At 28.1% G+C, this 20,135-nt stretch carries 21 protein-coding genes and 1 pseudogene; 2 read left to right on the top strand and 20 right to left on the bottom strand.

Features of this window, described 5'->3' with window-relative positions; genetic code table 11:
* Positions 1-2 precede the first annotated feature (2 nt).
* The 14 genes and pseudogenes from OWM07_RS09515 to OWM07_RS09450 all read right to left on the bottom strand — a co-directional run bounded on the left by OWM07_RS09515 (position 3) and on the right by OWM07_RS09450 (position 14,687).
* The gene (locus OWM07_RS09515; RefSeq protein WP_423303484.1) at positions 3-1,064 is read right to left on the bottom strand and encodes a glycosyltransferase; all 1,062 of its coding nucleotides are present in this window, start codon (positions 1,062-1,064) and stop codon (positions 3-5) included.
* A gap of 60 nt (positions 1,065-1,124) precedes the next feature.
* Positions 1,125-2,198 carry a glycosyltransferase family 4 protein gene (locus tag OWM07_RS09510; protein ID WP_423303483.1) on the bottom strand — a complete coding sequence of 358 codons (1,074 nt, stop codon included), beginning with the start codon at positions 2,196-2,198 and terminating at the stop codon, positions 1,125-1,127.
* The gene (locus OWM07_RS09505) at positions 2,188-3,279 is read right to left on the bottom strand and encodes a glycosyltransferase (protein WP_423303482.1); all 1,092 of its coding nucleotides are present in this window, start codon (positions 3,277-3,279) and stop codon (positions 2,188-2,190) included. Before OWM07_RS09505 ends, OWM07_RS09510 begins: the two co-directional genes overlap by 11 nt.
* Entirely contained in the window at positions 3,260-4,105 is an 846-nt protein-coding gene (locus tag OWM07_RS09500; protein WP_423303480.1) for an O-antigen ligase family protein, read from the bottom strand. The genes OWM07_RS09505 and OWM07_RS09500 overlap by 20 nt, the downstream gene beginning before the upstream one ends.
* A pseudogene (locus OWM07_RS09495) lies at positions 4,098-5,318 on the bottom strand (IS256 family transposase). The gene OWM07_RS09500 and the pseudogene OWM07_RS09495 overlap by 8 nt, the downstream one beginning before the upstream one ends.
* 63 nt (positions 5,319-5,381) lie before the next feature.
* Positions 5,382-5,789: a hypothetical protein gene (locus OWM07_RS09490; RefSeq protein ID WP_423303479.1), complete on the bottom strand. Its 408-nt coding sequence runs from the start codon at positions 5,787-5,789 to the stop codon at positions 5,382-5,384.
* Positions 5,790-5,800: 11 nt separating this feature from the next.
* Complete coding sequence (locus OWM07_RS09485) at positions 5,801-6,766, bottom strand: polysaccharide deacetylase family protein (protein WP_423303478.1); 966 nt, start codon at positions 6,764-6,766, stop codon at positions 5,801-5,803.
* Entirely contained in the window at positions 6,759-7,757 is a 999-nt protein-coding gene (locus OWM07_RS09480) for a glycosyltransferase family 9 protein (RefSeq protein WP_423303477.1), read from the bottom strand. The genes OWM07_RS09485 and OWM07_RS09480 overlap by 8 nt, the downstream gene beginning before the upstream one ends.
* Positions 7,754-8,878, bottom strand: a complete 1,125-nt coding sequence (locus OWM07_RS09475; RefSeq protein ID WP_423303476.1) for a glycosyltransferase family 4 protein — start codon at positions 8,876-8,878, stop codon at positions 7,754-7,756. Before OWM07_RS09475 ends, OWM07_RS09480 begins: the two co-directional genes overlap by 4 nt.
* 24 nt (positions 8,879-8,902) lie before the next feature.
* Positions 8,903-10,054 carry an O-antigen ligase family protein gene (locus OWM07_RS09470; protein ID WP_423303475.1) on the bottom strand — a complete coding sequence of 384 codons (1,152 nt, stop codon included), beginning with the start codon at positions 10,052-10,054 and terminating at the stop codon, positions 8,903-8,905.
* A complete protein-coding gene (locus OWM07_RS09465) occupies positions 10,035-10,808 on the bottom strand; it encodes a glycosyltransferase family 2 protein (RefSeq protein WP_423303474.1) in 774 nt (257 codons plus the stop codon). Before OWM07_RS09465 ends, OWM07_RS09470 begins: the two co-directional genes overlap by 20 nt.
* Positions 10,808-11,896, bottom strand: a complete 1,089-nt coding sequence (locus OWM07_RS09460; RefSeq protein WP_423303473.1) for a glycosyltransferase — start codon at positions 11,894-11,896, stop codon at positions 10,808-10,810. The genes OWM07_RS09465 and OWM07_RS09460 overlap by 1 nt, the downstream gene beginning before the upstream one ends.
* Before the next feature lies 1 nt (position 11,897).
* Complete coding sequence (locus OWM07_RS09455; protein ID WP_423303472.1) at positions 11,898-12,956, bottom strand: glycosyltransferase; 1,059 nt, start codon at positions 12,954-12,956, stop codon at positions 11,898-11,900.
* 3 nt (positions 12,957-12,959) lie between these two features.
* Positions 12,960-14,687 carry an ABC transporter ATP-binding protein gene (locus OWM07_RS09450; RefSeq protein ID WP_423303471.1) on the bottom strand — a complete coding sequence of 576 codons (1,728 nt, stop codon included), beginning with the start codon at positions 14,685-14,687 and terminating at the stop codon, positions 12,960-12,962.
* 237 nt (positions 14,688-14,924) lie between these two features.
* Here OWM07_RS09450 and OWM07_RS09445 point away from each other — a divergent pair, with 237 nt between their 5' ends.
* Together OWM07_RS09445 and OWM07_RS09440 are read left to right on the top strand one after the other, a co-directional pair.
* The gene (locus OWM07_RS09445) at positions 14,925-15,722 is read left to right on the top strand and encodes an enoyl-CoA hydratase-related protein (RefSeq protein WP_423303470.1); all 798 of its coding nucleotides are present in this window, start codon (positions 14,925-14,927) and stop codon (positions 15,720-15,722) included.
* Between the two features lie 3 nt (positions 15,723-15,725).
* The gene (locus OWM07_RS09440; protein WP_423303469.1) at positions 15,726-16,439 is read left to right on the top strand and encodes an enoyl-CoA hydratase/isomerase family protein; all 714 of its coding nucleotides are present in this window, start codon (positions 15,726-15,728) and stop codon (positions 16,437-16,439) included.
* A 31-nt stretch (positions 16,440-16,470) separates the two neighbouring features.
* Here the strand turns inward: OWM07_RS09440 and OWM07_RS09435 are convergent, their stop codons facing one another.
* Genes OWM07_RS09435 through OWM07_RS09410 form a run of 6 tightly spaced genes read right to left on the bottom strand, consistent with a single transcriptional unit; the run spans position 16,471 to position 20,134 of the window.
* Positions 16,471-16,929 (bottom strand): hypothetical protein, encoded by a 459-nt coding sequence (locus tag OWM07_RS09435; protein WP_423303468.1) that lies wholly within the window; start codon positions 16,927-16,929, stop codon positions 16,471-16,473.
* Entirely contained in the window at positions 16,926-17,759 is an 834-nt protein-coding gene (locus OWM07_RS09430) for an HDOD domain-containing protein (RefSeq protein WP_423303467.1), read from the bottom strand. Before OWM07_RS09430 ends, OWM07_RS09435 begins: the two co-directional genes overlap by 4 nt.
* A gap of 4 nt (positions 17,760-17,763) precedes the next feature.
* A complete protein-coding gene (locus tag OWM07_RS09425; protein ID WP_423303466.1) occupies positions 17,764-18,267 on the bottom strand; it encodes a hypothetical protein in 504 nt (167 codons plus the stop codon).
* Positions 18,268-18,279: 12 nt separating this feature from the next.
* Positions 18,280-18,681 carry an Rpo12/RPC10 RNA polymerase subunit family protein gene (locus OWM07_RS09420; protein ID WP_423303465.1) on the bottom strand — a complete coding sequence of 134 codons (402 nt, stop codon included), beginning with the start codon at positions 18,679-18,681 and terminating at the stop codon, positions 18,280-18,282.
* A 17-nt stretch (positions 18,682-18,698) separates the two neighbouring features.
* A complete protein-coding gene (locus OWM07_RS09415) occupies positions 18,699-19,286 on the bottom strand; it encodes a UbiX family flavin prenyltransferase (RefSeq protein WP_423303464.1) in 588 nt (195 codons plus the stop codon).
* Complete coding sequence (locus tag OWM07_RS09410) at positions 19,283-20,134, bottom strand: UbiA-like polyprenyltransferase (protein ID WP_423303463.1); 852 nt, start codon at positions 20,132-20,134, stop codon at positions 19,283-19,285. Before OWM07_RS09410 ends, OWM07_RS09415 begins: the two co-directional genes overlap by 4 nt.
* Position 20,135 lies beyond the last annotated feature (1 nt).

Raw genomic sequence — 20,135 nt, 5'->3', positions numbered from 1 at the left:
ATTTACCTCTCAATTAAGTTTGTTAATATAGTTTCCAGAGTGTTAGCATTTTTTGTAAGATTAAACTTTTCCTCTATCATTTTTAAACTATTTTTAGCCATTTTCATATAAATATTTTCACTCATATTAATACATTTATATATCAATTTATATAAAGTCTCAACATCCCCAGCGTTGTATATAAAACCATTATAACCATCTTCTATCATTTCTTTCGTACAACCAACATCTGTAGCAATAACTGGTAAACCACACGCCATATATTCCAACACTACATTTGGTAATCCTTCTGAATAAGAAGTTAATAAACCAAAATGATAAGCATTTAAAACATCTTCTAAATTATAACAAAACCCTTTTATTTTTATCCAATTTTCAAGTCCATTTTTGACTATTTCTTCATTGATATATGAAGACAAATTACCTTCACCATATATATCACAAGTAAAATCTGTAATACCATTTTTTAATAACTTTTTGAAAACAGTTAATAAATCCAGATGTCCTTTGCTTTTTTGTACCTTAGAACTTATAACAAACTTAACCGGTTTACTAATATTCTTAACTTTTCCAATAAGTTTTCTACCATTATAAACGAATTCCACATCGTTATCTTCTATAAATTCAAAATTATTTATCAAATCGTTTTTCATCCCTTCGCAAGGAACAATAATTTTATCCACAATAAACCTATGAGCCAATCTTACGTCAAATTTATTTTTAAAATCACCTGATAACCCCACCCTGTGTACAACTGGAATAGATAATAATTTTGCAGCAACCCCAGCGGTTCTTATTTCTTTATAAACATTGCAAATAATAATATCAATTTTTAGACTTTTGAACATCTTATAAAAATAACTAATCACGTATGGGTTGTAATCAAACCCAAATTTTACATAAAAACCTTTTAATGAAAAATTAGAACCTTTATTTAGAAAACTCTTATCAGAGCTGAACAAAAAACATCTATGTCCTAAAGATTCTAACTCTTTGGCAAAATTTAACATCCAAGTTTTAACTCCACCCCACCTATGAGTAGAAGTTATAAATGCAATATTCAAGTATCCAACCTCTCAAAAAATTTTTTTATTCTAAATCAAAATACTATTAAAACCAACTTGTCAACAATCATTATTATTCTCTAAAATTACATCAAAAGTATCAAGATAATATTCCCCAGAATATACTTTGAGTAGTTTTAACGCTTTATTTTTACAATTCAACTTTTCTACAATAAGCCTGTTCTTATGCCCCATTTTTTCTATCAAATTCCTGTTGTTATATAAATAAATTAATTTATCCACAAACTCATTCACAGCTAACCTATTGATTTTAAACCCATTTACCCCATCCTTTATTAAATCGTTTACAGCCCCAACATTGTGTGCCACAACTCCCAACCCAAAAGCCATAGCTTCTAATAGAGAGTTAGGAAAACTTTCTGATCTTGATGTTAATAAAAAAAGATGTGCTTTTTCTAAATAGTCAGAAACATTTTTTACAGTACCTGGCAGATTAATTCTTTTATCAACTTTAATGCTCAGCTTATCTTTTTCCACTCCAAGAGCTACAAATTCTATATCAAGATTAGTAGGAACTCGTTTTACAATTTCATTAAAAATATCAAAACCCTTAATTTTACTTGAATTTCCTATGTATAAAACTTTAAATCTATTATAATCTTTTTTAAAATTTTTATCAGAAGCAACTGATTTGATACAATTAAAAATAATATTTATTTTTTTATCACTAACAAAAATCCTTTTTAGACTATTTTTACAGGCATAAGAGTTACAAATGAAACCATCTATCAAAAAGTTTTTATAGATAAAAATATTGGTTGGAACTTTTAAAACACCTCTATTTATAAAAAGCTTAAACTTACCACCAAAAAGTTTTGCTAAAAAAGCAATTTTGTGACCACCATTATGAAAAGTATGTTCAATATCAATTTCTTTTTCACTTACAAACTTTTTCAAAGATAACGCAGATTTTAATTTACTTTTTGAATCTATAAAATGAATTTCTTCAAAAATATCTTTTTTCTTAGCGACAAAGGACTCTTTATTTGCAGATAGATATATTTTATACCCTAACTCTTTTAGCGCTTCAGCATTATACAGCAATTGTTTAATACCACCACTAGATTTCTTTTTAGAATCAGTAATAAATAATATCTTAAACTTATGATTCATAATAATACCTTAATTGATTGATATGGTTTTCCATAGAAAAAACTTCTTTATATTTATTAAAAGTCATATTCTGATATAAATAATCATATTTTTCATAAAGTTGGAGTATTTTCTCAACAAAAACTTCATATGAATTTTGTAAAACCCACCCCCCCTTGTCAATATTGAGAATTTCTCTATTAATTTCATTATCTACTGCAATTACAGGGATATTAGCCAGTAAAGGTTCTATTATAGAAGCAGGTAATCCCTCATTATAAGAAGGCATTAAAACTAAATCCAAATCTTTAATTTTATCATAAACATTTTCAACCATACCATGAAAAATAAAATAATTATTTAAGCTTCTTTTAGCTATTTCTTTTACTAAATATTTTTTATAACTGCCATCTCCAATAAAATGAAATTTTATATTCTGAACATACTCAATAAGTTTTTCAATAACTTCAACAATAAATAATAAATTTTTATCTTTACTTAATCTACAAGCTATACCAATATTAAATACCCCACCTATCATGTTATTTTTTTTAATTTTTATCTTTTCCAGGTTAAAACCATTATAAAGCACAACGGATTTTTCATTGAGATTTTTGAAATTCATTCCATGTAAATATTCTTTTTTAATTGCATCTGAAACAAAAAATATTTTATCTACATATTCTTTATGAAGTAATTTTTCAATAAATTCTTTCTTTTTTTTATTAATCCTCCATTTACCATACCAATGGTTTCCCATGTTTACATGAATATGAGAAAATATCTTCCTCACTCCTGCTAATTTTGCAGCTAACACCCCTCTAATTGTTCCCCCATAAGAATGTGTATGAACTATATCAGCTTTATAATTCTTAAAAAGATTTGAAAGTGTTTTAATACCAGAAAGATCAAATGACCCCATAGGTACATAATGAACATGTATACCTTCTTTTATAAATTTATCAGCAAGTATCCCTTCTTCTTTATAAACAACAACATGACATTCATAATCATTTTTAAGCTCTTTCAATACATCAAATATCCGTCTTTGCACACCACCAATATTTAAGTTATTTGTAATTCTAAACAATACTTTTTTCATTTTTTATAGCCAAATAATATCCTTCGATAAAACCTATGGAGGTAAAAAACAAAAAAGATACTTCTCTAATATAAAGATTCATATTCATCATAAAACCACTAATAGATATCAATAATGCAATACTTAGAAAATGCAAATTAACTTTTATTCCATGATAAATTGCAATAAATATTATCATAGAAATAAGTATTGTTCCAATAATTCCAGTTTCAGCCAAAAAATGCAAAAAGAAATTATGGGCATTATTAGTGGTATTTACATGAGGAGCTTTGTAATGTTTTTTCAAATATTGTGGTAACTTATTTTCATAGCATTTTCTAAAATTATTAAAACCATATCCTATTAAAGGCTTATCCTTGAAACATTCAAAAGCACTATGCCAGATAGGAAATCTTGTAACAAATGAACTATCAGTCTTAAAATTTAGAACAGTGACTACAAATCTATTTTTAAATGACTGGTTATGAACAATAAAATATCCAGAAATTAACAAAATAAATAAAAACAGTATTGAGTATCTATAATTATATTTGATAGCTTTAATTATGAAATAAAAAGAGTATACTAAAACTGCACTTAAAAAAGTTGTTCTAGCACCAGTTTTTAAAAAAATATAAAATAGAAATATAGATAAAACAATATTTGCTAAAAGTTTAAATAAATCTCGTTTATCAAACATTTTCTCAAGCAAATAAGTTAAAGGGAATACAATTAAAATAGCATATTGATTATGTGAATTTAAAAAACCAGAATATCTAATTTGAGAAAAAGACCCTGTAACATTATTTGTGTAAATCCCAATTTTGTTATTTATGATATTAACCATTTGTAAACCTGTCAATCCTTTCCTGAAAGTAAATATATAGTTGTGGGTAAATTTTCGACCAATCCCTTATTCTGCCATCCCATTTTTTAGATATATCATTTATAGCTAAATATAGTAATTTAAACAATGATTCTTCTGTAGGAAATACACCCCTATTTTTACTGACCTTTTTCAATTTACTATTAAAACTTTCGATAGGATTAGTAGTATAAATAAGAGTTCTAATTTCTGGTGGATATTTAAATAAGGTTGAAAGTTCTATCCAATTGTTCTGCCATGATTTTATTATATTAGGATATTTCTTGCCCCATTGTTCATTTAATTTATCTAATTCAATTTTTCCACTTTCTTCTGTTGAAGAGGTATAAATTTTCTTTAAATCCTTCGCTAATTCTTTTCTGTCTTTATAAGATACAAATTTTAGAGAGTTTCTTACCTGATGAACTATACATCTTTGGATTTCTGACTCAGGATATACAGCTTTAATAGCTTCATTTAAACCAGGCAAGCCATCTATACTAAATATAAGGACATCTTCAACACCTCTGTTTTTAAGCTCATTTAAAACTGACAGCCAGAATTTAGCTGATTCGTTCTCCATTATCCATATTCCAAGACATTCTTTCCTACCTTCAAGAGTAATGCCTATTATTGCATAAACTGCTACATTTTTTATAACACCATCAAGCCTCATCTTATAAAATAATGCATCAAGAAATATAATTGAATAAATAGGGTCTAATGGTCTATTTTGCCACTCTTTTGCTCTTTCAAGAACTTTATCTGTAATCTTACTGATTGCCTCAGCTGAAAACTCAAGACCGTATAAAGATTCCATGTGAGACTGAATATCTCTTGTTGTCATACCTTTGGCATACATGGAAATTATATGCTCTTCTATACCTGTGATATCTGTTTGACGTTTTTTAACTATTTTAGGGTCATATTCTCCATTACGGTCTCATGGAACTGATAAGTCTATCTCGCCATAATTAGACTTTACTTTTTTATTACTGTAGCCATTACGAGAATTGTTTGTTTCTTTAGATGATTTGTCGTAGCGGGAATAACCTAAGAATTCTATTAATTCACCCTCATAAATTGTTTCTACTACATCTTTGATAATTGTAGATAGTACTGTTTGCAAATCTTCTTGAGAATTAAGTTTGCCCTCTTTGTACAGTCTTCTTATTTCGTCTTTGTCGATAAACATATAAATCCTCCTTCTGTATGTTTCTTTAGTTAACATATTTTTAGAGGATTTACACAGTTTTAGTTACAGAGCCGAGAAACCATTTTTCAATAAAAAATCTGAAACAATTGAAATGGATAAAATTAAAAAATAATAACTTATTAAAACTTTATTATTCTTATTAATAATCATAAAAATAATTGAATTAAAAAATATTATTGTCCAATTTAAAATTCTATTTACTCCTTTAATATGATCAAAAAATAATAAATTTATTACTAAAACATATATTAGAAACAATAATAAATAAATAAAAACTCTATTTTTATAAATTTTTGTTTTATCTGGTATATATTTTATAAACATGTATATTGACAAAGCAAATAATACTATTCTTATATTACCTAACCACTTATGAGAAAAAACAATTAAAATTGAAGTTGATATAAATAATATGTTATAAAGTTTTATTAAATAATTATCATTAATCATACAGAACCTCTTTATTTTTTGAATTTCTTAAAAAAAATAGTTGCTGTTATTCTATTAGAATACATTTTTAACCTGTTTTCTAACCATTTTATATCTTTTTTATTGCCAACAGCAATTCGGTTTATATAAAAAGGATTTGTTCCGTATGAGTTTGGAAAACGTTCAAGAGTAAAACTCCCTTTATATCCAGCTTCTTGTAAAGCCTTCATAGACAGTTTATCGTAATGTCCCCATGGCCAGCAAAAAAAAACTAAAGGCTTGTCCAATAAGTTTTCAAGGTATTTTTTACTTCTTGTAAAATCTTCTAAGCAAAATTTGTACCTTTCTTCAGTTTCTCTTTTTCTATATATTAATTCTCCATTTTGAATGACCGGCCAATAACCGTCATAAGCATACGCAGAACCTCTATCATAATATTTAGAACCCTCTTTAACCTCATCGTATATACCAAAAATCCCCCAATGCCACTTTTTGGGGTATACGCCTTTTAATTTTAATGACTTAAAACACATCTGATGTCTTGCAGAATGGCTATAAACCTCGTGTCCATAATCATACACTGTAGAATAAAGCTCCTCCTCATTCATAAACTGTGAATTATCCGAATCTCTAAGAGCTTTAACAAAAGATGTTGTAGCATCTTCAATATTTGGTAAATCCTTATCAGGATATTGAGAACGTTTAGAACCTTTACCTATAAAATCTGTTATTGCAAAAAATATTGCTTTAAAACCATATTTATTTAATAGAGGGATTGCATAGACCCAGTTATCTAAACTACAATCATCAAAAGTAATTACAACAGATTTCTTTGGAATTTTTTTATTATAAACCATAAAATCATAAAGTTCGTTTGCAGTTATAGATGTATAGTTGTTATGAGCTAAAAACTCCAAATGTTCTACGAACTGTTCTGGAGTAATCCCACCGACATACGACACTTTGTGATAACATAATACAGGTACACTTTTAAACACCAACTACCTCACTTAAAAATTTATCAAATTCATCTTTTATATCTGCAAAACTTAATTCTTTTAAACATGGTATTTTATCTCCATATTTACACTTATTACTTTTACATGGTTGACAGTCTAATCCTTTTCTTACCCACTTGTATTCATTTGAAGGGAAAATCCAACCTTCACTTGATGCACCTAGCACTACAAATGAAGGTTTCTTTAAAGCAACAGCCATATGATTTGGAGAAGAATCATTTCCCACATGGAACTTAGAAAAACTTAATAATGCTATTAATTCTGGTAGTTTAAACAGTGGTGTAAAAAATGCTTTATTATGAAAGTCATGCTCTCTAATTTTTTCAATATAATCAGTTTCATTAGGTGCATAATTAAAAACTATTTTTAGTCCTGTTTTTTCATAAACATATTCAGCAAGTTCTATAAAATATTGTAAAGGCCATCTCCTTGTATCACCTTTATGCGTTGGGGATATTACAACAAAGTCTTTAATATTGTTTTCATCCAAATAGTTTTTTACTTTAGCGAGTTCTTGTTCACCTGGATATAAAACAGGCCTGATATCATAATCAGAAATATTTAATGCCTTTAACAAAGAACATTTTATCTCAGTAGCAGTCCCTTTAACCGGTTCTATAAGTTTATTATATGCAAATTTCCTTTTTGAGTAAGCATAAGTTACTTTATACTTAGCTTTTGAAAAAAGTGATAACCACATTGTACGAGGATTATTTTGAAAATCCAAGATATAATCATATTTTTCTTTTCTTATTTTATTTATTAATCTTAATGTATTTAATAAGTTTTTATCTCTATTAATAGTAATTATTTTATCTATATTCTTATCGTATTTTAAAACTGATGCAGACAAAGGAGTTGTTAGAAAATGAATTTCAGCACCTGGATACTTTTTTTTAATTTCTCTTGGTATTGGAGTAGTCAAAACCACATCTCCAATTTGATACAATTGAACTATCAATATCTTCATATTAACCCTTTTATTTCCTCCAAGTATTTATTAAAAATTTCTTCATCTGTGTATAATTTAGAATATCTTATTACATCATATTTATTAATTTTTATTGCTTTAACAATTAAATCAGCCAATTTAGCACCACTTAACTCATCAACAGATAACAAAAATCCGTTTTTTCCATCTAAAACAAAGTCCTGTGCTCCATTATTTGTTGTGGTAATAACTGGGGTACCAACAGATAGAGATTCTAAAACAACATTTGCACATGTATCATAAAACGTAGGTAAGCAAAACACATTTAAAACATTATAAAAATCATTCATATTTTCCACTTTACCTAAAAAATGAACTCTATCTTCTATTTTAAGTTGCTTAGCTTTTTCTATGTATTTCTTAGGATTTCTATTGCCAGCTATTAATAATTCTACATTATCAGGTAAATATTTAATAGCATCTATTAAATAAATCAAACCCTTTAACTCAAAATTTGAAGCAGCAAAACCAACATAAATTTTATCTTTTGATAAACTATATTTTTCATAAAAAGTGTTAGTGCCATCATGCATTAACTTAAAAATATTTTTATTTACGCTATTCGGAATGATTTTATAATTCAAATTTGTTAACTTATACCTATTTAAAAACTCTTTTTTTGCCATATTTGATTGAAAAACAACTAACTTTAAACTAGGATTATCTCTGTACATCTTTTTCTCAATAAATACAGTAAGGTAATTTACAGGTGAAAAAAGTCTTTTTATTATCTTCTTAAGTTTACTATAACCTCTATAACCTCTTAAAGAGCTTATTAAAAAATCCAAATGAGATCCACTCCCAGCTCTAATTACATGACAGTAGTTAACTTTCGTAAGAGCTATATTCAGAGAATTATCACTATTTTTTGCAAACTTTGATGCTTTTAAATAATAACTTAAGGTTTTCAAAAATCTCCCTGGTCTCCATAAACCTAATTCAATGATATTTTCATTTTTGATATCAGTCTTATTTTCACCACATACCACTTTAACTTCATACCCTTTTTCTACTAAAAACTGATAAAATCTATAGCAAAAATTCTCTACACCACCATACCTTGAAAAAACCCTTATAAAAAGAATAATTTTTTTATCCATTTAATATCCTTTAAAACCAATCAATTATTCATTTACAGCATCAGTATAATTTTTATTTGAGTTTAATGAATATAATATCCCTATTAATAACCAAAAAAACATTAAAACCTCTGAATCGCCAAAATTGTATTCGGTTAATCCTTCTAACATATAAACAAGAATTGTCCCAATTCCTGACACTTTTACAAAAAAATCATTTTTAATCCAAAATGATTTCATTAGATAAAAATATATTAATAAGAGAATAATTAAAGCTGGAACACCATAATAACAAGCAATTGTCAAATAAGAATTGTGAGAATGAGCCGTTGAAGCAACTGGAACTTTAATTCTCTTCTTAAACTCTCTTTTTATATTATAACCTATACCAAAGAAAGGATTGTCTTTTATAATTTTTAAAGAAGTTTTCCATAAGACAACACGCGTACCAAACGAAGAAGTTGTATTTTTCCATGAATGATTAAAAAAATCATTAGCTCTTTGTTTTAATGCAGGAGTGAACAAAACGATAGATGTAAACAAAACTACAATAATTATATTTACAATTAATCCTTTATATTTGTAAACTAGAACATTTATTACCATTACAGTTATTAAAAAAGCTAATATTGGACCTCTAGATAATGAGATAAGGAGTGCAGTAAAATTCACTAGAAAAAATATGATATAAAACCAAAATTCTCTTTTATTTATATAATATTTAGTTATAATTAATGAATACAAAACTATTAAAACAATAGCTAAATTATTACCAAAAGTTAACGGATGAGAATAAAATCCTTCAGCTCTTTTATGTAAAAAGAAAAATTGATAAAACCCATAAAATGAAGCAATTGCAGAGCCAGCTAAGACAAAATTAAATATGTTTTTAAAATTTGGCTTGAAATTTTTCATAAATATAAGAGATATAACAAAAAATAGATAGTGCCACCATCCAAAAATATGTTTAATAAATTTGTTAAAGTTAGGAAAATTATTAAAATTTACAATCAATGAAATATCATACAATATAAAAAATATCAAAAATAAATACAAAACTCTTTCACTATAGAACTTCAAATCTTTCTTCCATACTTTATAAATTATAAATAAAAAAATGATAGAAAAAAGAATTTGTGTAATACTAATAGAAATAAAATGAGAAAATGATAAAAAATTAAAAAATATTTTTAACATTTATTCTCCTTTCTAATATCTTCGCATATTTCAAAAATTCGTAAAAACTACCTATAATTGCAATAATAAAACCCCTATACCCTTCTAAAAAACCGTATTTTAAAAAATACATCTTAAAAAATTTTAACATAGGCTTCATCAAAAGTTTAAAACTTATAGAGATAAAACCCATATCTTTATTTTCACTAGCAAACAAAGAAGTATATTTATTAACTTTATTTATATGATCTGAAATATTTTTATATGAATAGTGATATAAATCCTTCCCTTTAGGCACATAAAAAACTTTACCTTCACAATTCAAAGCTTCATGCACCTTTTTATTATCCCAGTAACATTTATTTTTATCATAAATTCTAACTTTATAATCAGGATACCACCCACTATTTTTAATAAATTTACCAAGGTAATATGTTCTTCTTGGAACAGCTATTGCCGAAAAACCTTTTGAAAAAACAACTTCCAAGTTTTCTAACAAATATTTTTTTAAATCATCAGAAACTTCTTCATCAGCATCAATTGAAAATATTAAATCATTTCTTGCCATACTTGCAGCATAATTTTTCTGCTCACCATAACCATTAAAATCTTTAAAATAAATCTTATCGGTGTATTTTTTTGCTATCTCAATTGTTTTATCTTTACTACCCGAATCCACTACTATTATTTCATCAGCAAAATCAAGAGATTTTAAACATCTCTCAATGTTGTCTTCCTCATTATAAGTTATAATAGTTGCTGAAATCTTTCTCATCAATTCAAACCTAAAAATTCTATATATTGTCTGCAAACATTTAATTGCTCAAATTTTTTAATGTATTCATCCTTTATTTCAGGATAATTTCTTAATGCTTGCTTCATTTTCTCAGCCAATGCATCAACATCTCTAGTAGGAACTAAAAAATTAGCAAGTTCACCTGTTAAAATTTCACTTGGTCCACTCTCACAATTTGTGCTAACTACAGGTGTCTTCAATATCAAAGCTTCAATCAAAACTCTTGGCAACCCTTCGTAATCTGAACTTAAAACTAAAAGTTTTGCATTTTTAATTAAAGGATAAGGATTAGTGACCATAGGGTGCAAAATTACTTTACCATTTAATTGTAATTCATCAATCAACTTTTCTAAATATTGCTGGCCACTACCTTCACCTAAAAGTAATAATTTCTCTTTTAAATTTGCTTTTTTGTATGCCTTTAACAAAATATCTTGCCTTTTGTGTCTAATTTCAAACCTACCAACATGTATAATGTAGTCATCAACAGGAAGATTAAAATGCTCTTTAGACTTATTTAAAATATAATTAGTATCAAAAGGATTATAAATTGTTATGATACTATCTGATTTTATACCAATATTTTTTACCAAATCATTATAAACTCCCTTTGATACACATATTATATTCTTATCCTTATAAATATTAGCTAAATACTTCCTTTTAATATTTTTCAAAAATAAGCTGTTATTTCTATCTATTCTTTTTTTTGTAAATGAATTTCTAATTATATAGGAAATATTGTGTTTCTTATCTAATTGATTAAGAATTTTTTCCCAACTTTTTGATGTTTGCGCTGTTAATATTGCATCATATTTACTTATTTCAAAAAATTTATCCAACTTATTCTTTAAAATAATATATCTTAAAGGATGTTTTTTGTATTTATCAAGTTGCAATTTAATAATATTAAAATCACACTGTTTATCCCATTCAACTTTACTACCATAAGCAAGGACTAAGTCAACCAAATAACCTAATTTAATGAACCCGTTTAAAAGAGTTAGCGTTGAAACCTCTGCTCCACCAATTCCAAAATTTCCCATTAAATATGCAATTTTTTTCATTTTATCCCATAATTCTTTTGTAAATTTTTTTATAATTAAAGGTCATTTTTTCAAAACTAAATTCTTTTACTGAATAAATTAAATTATTTTTATTAAATTTACTATCTAAAGAGTACAAAAAAAGTTCTGCTATTTTTGAACTATTTTTAACCTCAGCGAGGTATCCGTTTATTCCATCTTTCACAATCTCTGGTATCCCTCCAGCTTTTGTGGCAACTACTGGTAGTCCAAAGCTTAAAGCATCTATAATAGAAGTACAAAGTCCTTCCTCTTTTGAAGTCATAGCAAAAATATCGATACATTTCAAACAAGAATACACATCTTCCCTAAAACCAGTAAAAACAATATTGTTAAAGCATGGATATTTCTTAGCAAAATCTAAAGTTTCATAGAAAAGGGGGCCATCCCCCACAAGCAGTAATTTTACATCCTTTCTAATTTCATAGACTTTATTAAAGGCTTTTATCAATGTCTTATGATCCTTATGATCTGCAAAATTTGCTACACATCCAATTACCTTATATCCATCTAACAAAGGTTTCAAATCTGATGGACACTCATAATCATCAGGATTTTTAAACTCTACACCACTATAAATAACCTCTATTTTACTCTCATCTATCCCATCACTCACTAAAACCTTTTTTACAGCTTCTGATATTGCTACAATTTTATCAATATATCTATTGTCATACTTAAATTTACTCAATCTGTTTTTTCTGATTGAAAAATCAACTCTCCTTGTGTGCACCAACTTAAATTTAAATCTCATAATTTTTGCTAATATCAAAGGTGTAAGAGAATGTGCATCATGCGAATGAACTATATCTGGTTTTATCTTTTTTATAATCCTAATAATATTCCATAAACTTACTGGACTTACTTCACCTTTAAAACCATAACTAACAATATTATTTTCACATTTTTTTATTAATGCTCCATGGCTGTTTGCTGCAAGAAAACTTTCTACACCTTGTTCAATCAACCCTCTATGCAATAACAGAGCCTGTCTTTGCCCACCTCTCCACTCTTTACCCGTGTCAACATGGAGAACCCTCATAAACTATTCACCATTTTGAAACTGCATCTGATAAAGCTTTTTATAAACCTTAGATTTTTCTAAAAGCTCTTGATGATTTCCAATTGATTCAATTTCCCCTTTATCCAAAACCACAATTACATCCGAATTTATTACTGTAGAGAGTCTATGAGCAATTACAAAACTTGTCCTATGTTTCATCAAATTTTCAAGAGCTTTCTGAACAATCTTTTCAGATTCGGTATCTAATGCACTTGTAGCTTCATCTAAAATCAGTATTGGTGGATTTTTTAAAAGAGCTCTTGCAATTGTTATCCTTTGCCTTTGACCACCTGATAGTCTAACACCTCTTTCCCCAATTACAGTATTATAACCTTCTGGAAGCTCCAAAATAAATTCATGAGCATAAGCTGCTTTTGCTGCATTTATAACATCCTCTTCTGTCACATTATCCATACCGTATGCTATATTGTTAAATACCGTATCATTAAAAAGAAAAGGTTCTTGAGAAACAATCCCGATATTTTTTCTCAAAGAATGAACTTTAAAATCCCTGATATCAGTTTCACCAATCTTTATGGATCCAGATATAACATCATAAAATCTAGGAATTAAACTTACCAGAGTACTTTTGCCTGCTCCACTTGAGCCTACAATTGCAACTGTAGTACCCGGTTTTACTAATAAATTTATATTTTTTAAAACATAATCTTCATTATCTTTATACCGAAAATAAACATGATCAAAAATCACATCTTTCCCTTTTGCATCACATTCTAATTCCCCATCATTTTCCAAAATTTCATTTTCTGTATCCATAATCTCAAAAATTCTCTCAGCAGCAGCAATAGCACTCTGAATATTGTTATTAGCAGAATTTATTCTTTTAAATGGATCGTACATCATTGCAATTGCAGCAATAAATGAAAAAAAGGTACCAGGTGTTGAAACCCCTTCTATAACTTTAAGCCCCCCATAATAAATTACTAAAGCCAAACCTATAGCACCAATTAACTCCATCATAGGGGAACTTATCTCGTTATAAACAATCTTTTTTATTTCATTTTTAACCAATTTTTCATTATGAGTTTTGAATTTTTCCTTTTCTTTATCTTCATTTGCAAAAGCTTTAACAACTCTGATTCCACTAAAAGATTCCTGCAAGACTGAAGAAATATCCCCCATCTTTTCTTGGCCACGCCTGCTGTATTTTTTAATTTTTTTCCCTATTTTTATTAAAGGTAAAACTACTAGAGGCAAAACAAAAAGTGCAAAGCTTCCAAGATATGGGTCTTGATAAAGCACCACAGCTGCAAGACCTAAAATAGAAAATGTTTCTCTAATAGCAGTTACAAATGAGGGAATCGAGTTTTGAACCAAGTTTACATCATTAGTAATCCTTGACATCAAAACACCAGTTGAACTTTCACTAAAAAATCTAATTGGCAACATGATAATTTTATCAAAAAGGTCATTTCTAATAGCTTGAACAACCCTTTGACCAGTTTTTTTCATTAGATAATTCTGCAGAAATCTAAAGACACCTTTTATTAAATAAATACCCACAATAACAAAGGGCATAAAAATTAATTTCTCTCTATCCTTATTAATGAATATTCCATCCAAAGCTGGTTTTACTATATATGCACTAGCACCATTACTCGCAGCTACAAATAATGAAAAAACAAAAGAAAAGAATATATGCCATTTATAAGGCCTAAAATAAAGCCATACTCTCTTTAAAAGTTTCACATTATACCCTGTTTTCTAATTTCGGAGTGAGTTTATATACACACTCATTTTTCTAAATGCAAGACAAAAAACGAATCTATTTGGACTAACTTACTTTTTTCTATCACTCAATATTTTAATAACAAAACCTGACATTACCTTTGCGTAAAAGGAAATATTGAGTTGACTTTTTACTCTGGTTATAATAAAACATGGTTATTAATAAGATTAACAATAATTCAACAAGTGAGGGAGAAAATGAATTTTGAATTTTTCAAAACAGAAAAACAGGGAGATATTTTAATAGTGACTTTTAACAACACTCAAAAAATGAATGCAATGAATTTAGCATTTTTTGAAGAATTACCATTATTAGTAGAAGAAATTGAAAAAGATGAATCTGTAAAAGTTGCCATATTTAGAAGCGATGCAAAGCACTTCTCTGTTGGGCTTGACGTGTTTGATCTTGGTCAGAAAATGCCAGATCTTTTAAAAACTGAAACTAAAGCAAAAAGAGTGAAACTCTACAATTTAATCAAAAAAATGCAGCTTGGCATGAATATGATTGAAGAAGGTAAAAAAATCTATATCGCAGAAGTAAACGGTTACTGTATAGGTGGTGCATTAGATTTAATTGCTGCTTGTGATTTAAGAACAGCATCAATGGATGCCAAGTTCTCACTTAGAGAAACAAAATTAGCTATTATTGCTGATCTTGGTAGCCTTCAGCGTTTGCCTTTTATAATCGGCTCTGCAAACACAAAATATTTAGCATTTACCGGGAAAGATATTACAGCAAAAGAAGCAAAAGAGATGCATTTAATAAACGAACTTTATGAAAACAAAGAGGAGCTTGATAAAAAAACATTAGAGCTTGCAAAAGAAATAGCAGAAAACCCATTTGATGCTGTAAGTGGTGCTAAAAAATTCATAAACAACCTTTCTGAAAAAATCAAAAAAGAAGAATTAGAAAAAATTGCTACACACAACTCTGCATTTTTAGATTTTGAGGAAGTAGCTTATTATTTTCAAAAGTCACTGCAAAAAAGGGGGTAATTAATGGATAGAGTAAAAATAGAAAAAAATGGAACAGTTGCGTATTTAATTATGTGCAACAAAGAAAATAAGCAAGATTTAGATTTTGCAAACCAATTTATTGAAGCCCTTGACAATATTGAAGCAGATAAAGGGATAAAAGCTCTCATTATCACCTCTGATGATGAAAAAAACTGGTCACAAGGGATAAACTTAGAATGGCTACAAAAAGCTTATACATCAAAAGATTTTGATACAATCAAAAAATTCTTATATAGAATGAATGACCTTTTCAAAAAATTGATTTTCTATCCTATACCAACAATTGCAGAAATTACAGGGCATGCCTTTGGAAATGGAGCGTTACTTTCATGCTGTTGTGATTTTAGGTTTATGAGAAATGATAGAGGCTTTTTCTGTTTTCCAGAAGTCGATGTAAGGATCCCTTTTTTACCATCAATGATAGCATATGCAAAAAAGGCTATCCCATATCAAAACTTTCAGAAGATGGTTTTTACAGGCAAACGATTTACAGCAAAAGAGATGGAGCAGTTAAACGGGATACACAAAGCTTGTGAAAATTTAGAAGAGTTAAAAGCCACAACATTAGAGTTTGCAAAATCATTTAATAAAGCAAGAGGTATCTATGCTGAACTAAAAAGAAGGATGTATGTTGATATATTAGAAGCTTTTGAAAAAGATAAAGAAATTATAGAGTCATTACAAATTATGGCATAATCAAAATTGGGGTATTCAAAATGCCCCTTTCCTATTTTACTAAAAGTTCTAAAAACCCTTTTTTTTCATAACTTTTAATATCTTGACCGGTGTTTGATGGATTTAAAAAAGTATCATCAGCAGCGATTTCATATTCATACTCTATTTTTACATAATCAACTTTTGAAGGGACTATGAGCTCATAATTTTTAATATTGGATGCTTTTAATCTACTTACATAAAAATAACGATCAAATTTTCGAGAATCGGTAATCCTTATTTTAAGATTTACCATAACATAATTTTTCCTATTTTTGAAAACCAAATAGAGTTTTTTCTTATCCCCAACTCTTAAGATATTATAGTAAATTATAAAATCATCGTTTTTTTGCGAATATTTATAATCTTTCAGCAATGTTTTATTTGATTTAAAATTGAAATTTAAAGAACAACCAAACAATAATAAAAATGTCACTAAAAAAAGATACAACGAACCAATTTTTTTTGTCATAATTTAAAAAGCTCCTTTTCATATTGATAAACTTCATTGAACATCTCATCAATCTCATCGCTTGTCTCAACATCTATTCCAAACTCATTTCTAAGCTGCTCAATTCTATCTTCGTCGGTATAATTTACAATATTCATATTATTTTTACTTAGGACTAAGTCTGAATATTCAACTATTTTAGCATATTCCTTATATTTTGAATCCTCTGATGAATGATGATATCTTATCGAATCAGAATAAATCTCTGGTAAATTCCATAGCTCTACAAGCTTTGCTCCAACCTCAGCATGAGTAATATCAAAAAGCTCTTTCTCTTTTTCATGTAAAGATAGATCTGAACCATAAATTTCACTAATCATCTCTTCATAATTTTTTATATATTGATTCATTACTATTATACCAAGGTCATGTAACATCCCTATCAAAAATACTTCTTCACTTATCTTATTACTGATTTTAAGTGCCACAATTCTAGAATATATTGCTACAGCGACAGAATGCTCCCATACTTTTTGTATAAGCAAACTCGCCTTAAAGTTTTCAAATAATGTTTTTGTAGAAAGGGCAATCACCAAATTTTTTATATTATTCGCTCCAAGAAATGTAATAGCTTGAGTTAAATTTCTAATTTCACTTTTTGGAGAATAAAGAGCAGAGTTTGCAAGTTTTAAAATAGATGCAGTTATATTCATATCCTTGGAAATAACCGAAACTAATTCTGCAAAAGAAAAATCGGGCTTGTTTAATATATCAATAACCTTTTTAGCAGTCTGAGGCAATGCAGGCAAATCATCTAATTCTTCTAATTTGGATATAATATCGCTACTCATAAAACTACTTTTCCTCCATTTCTTTTTTGGTCTTATCCTCTTTGCTTTTTTCAGCTTCTACATTCTCTTTTTCAGGATTAATCTCATTATCAAAAAATTTTTCCTCTTTATCTACTTCATCTTGTTTTATTTCCTCTTTATCTGACTTAAGATTCTCTTCTTTATCTTCTTCATAATCGTATACTTCATAATCTGCGTCATACACATCTTTTTCTTGAGGCTCATATTTTAAATTTTTAATCTCTTCAATTTTATGATTTAATTCTTCTATTTGCTCTTCTAACTCTTTGATTGCATCATATTCTGCCCTGATTTCTTCCTCTACCAGCTCACCTTCATCTAACAATGCAACAACCTTTTTCCCTAAAAGTTTCAAACGCTCATCCTTCTTCTTGGTAAGTGAAGCTATTTCAATTTTCAACTTGCTGATTTTTGCTAATTTTGTAGCCTCAAGTTTCCCTTTCTCAAAGGTATTTTTAAGCCAGTCAAGGTTTTTATCTTTACTCATAATTACCCCCTTTTATCCTACAATCTTTAATTTAAAATAATACAATACAGCAAGCATCCCAATATTCAAAAGCAAAGAGATGAAAAACATTACTTTCCAAAATCCAGAAGATGATTCAGATTTTACCCCAATATTACCACCTTTTAAAAACTTAGAAAAAATAGAATCTTTGATTTTAATCCAAGGTGTGTTTTCATAAGAAACAAAATCAACAGATAGAAATTTTGCATTTAATATACCATCTTTCACATCATTAAATGAAAGTTTGTCTAAAAGTGTACCATTCAATAATTTTATCTCAAAAGACTTGGGTTCTTTTGTGTTTTTATATAATGCACCACATGAAGGGCATTTTGTTTCCCCTTTTGGTTTGAAATCAAAAGTAGTATTGCAGGATTTACATATTGCTTTCATTTTGGCCCCCTATTTTTTTAGGTGCTTTTCCATCTCTTAAAAAGGTTATGCTTTATATTCATTATATCAAATATTTTCCCAATAATAAAGTAAATTAAATCTTTTATATCTTCTGGTTTATGATAAAAAGCTGGAGCTGCAGGGATAATATTTGCACCCAAATTGGATAATTTCAGCATATTTTCAAGATGGATAGAGTTAATTGGTGCTTCTCTAAAAAGTATTGTTAACCTTCTCTTCTCCTTTAGTGCCACATCCGCAGCCCTTTCTATAAGATTTGAGCTGATACCATTTGCAATTCTACCAATACACCCCATTGATGCTGGGATAATGACATAATCATCCACTTTAAACGAACCACTTGAAACTGGAGCAGCAAAATCTCTATAATCGTAAACTGTCAACTTTGACCTATCAATCTTGTAAAATGAAAAAAAATCATCAATATTATTTAAATTATTATGTTCGTAATAAATATTTTTTACAGAATCGTCTGTATAGGTAAAAAATAACATAACATCATCTAATTTACAAAGCTCATGCAAAAAATACCCTGTATATAGGCTACCGCTTGCACCTGTCATCCCTATAAATATTTTTCTCATATAACCACCACATCAAAAAATGTAAACACAAATATCGTAAGACTAATGTATGCATTGAGATTAAAAAATGCCATATCTAACTTTGATAAATCGTTTGGCTTTATAATGGAGTGTTCATAAATCATAAACAAACCGCATAAAATAACACCGACTAAATATAAAACACCAAGATTAAAAATAAATTTTGCGTATAAAAACAAAACAAAAGCAATTAAATGAAAAGCTCTTGCAAGATAAATACTATTCTTTACCCCTATAAATCTTGGAATTGAAAAAAGGTTATGCTCTCTATCAAAATCTATATCCTGAATAGCATAAATCAGATCAAAACCTGCAACCCAAAACATAACACCTACACCAAGCAAAACAATCCTAAAATCGATATTTCCTGTAATTGCTACCCATGCGCCCATTGGAGCAAGCCCTAAAGCAACACCTAAAATTAGATGACATAAAAAAGTGAATCTTTTTGTATATGAGTATAAAATAAAAATTATAACAGGAATTGGGGATAGTTTAAAACATAAAGGGTTTAATTTGTAAGCAGCTAAAAAATACAGTAAAAAGGATATTATTATATAAACAATTGCTTCTTTTTTACTTATTTTCCCGGCAGGTATTTCACGATTTGCTGTCCTTGGATTTTTTGCATCTATTTCGGCATCAGCTACACGGTTAAAACCCATTGCGCCAGATCTCGCACCAAGCATTGCAACAGCTATCCAAAAGATTTTATCAATAGAAGGGATACCATCTGCAGCTATTATGGCTCCTGTAAATGCAAAAGGGAGAGCAAACAGTGTATGCTCAATCTTTATCATTCTAAAAAAGGAAATAACTTTTTCCAAA

The sequence above is a fragment of the Deferribacter thermophilus genome (assembly GCF_049472675.1).
Taxonomy (GTDB): Bacteria; Chrysiogenota; Deferribacteres; order Deferribacterales; family Deferribacteraceae; genus Deferribacter; species Deferribacter thermophilus.
Note: the sequence above shows the minus strand (reverse complement) of the source record. Positions and strands in the feature narration are given on the sequence as shown.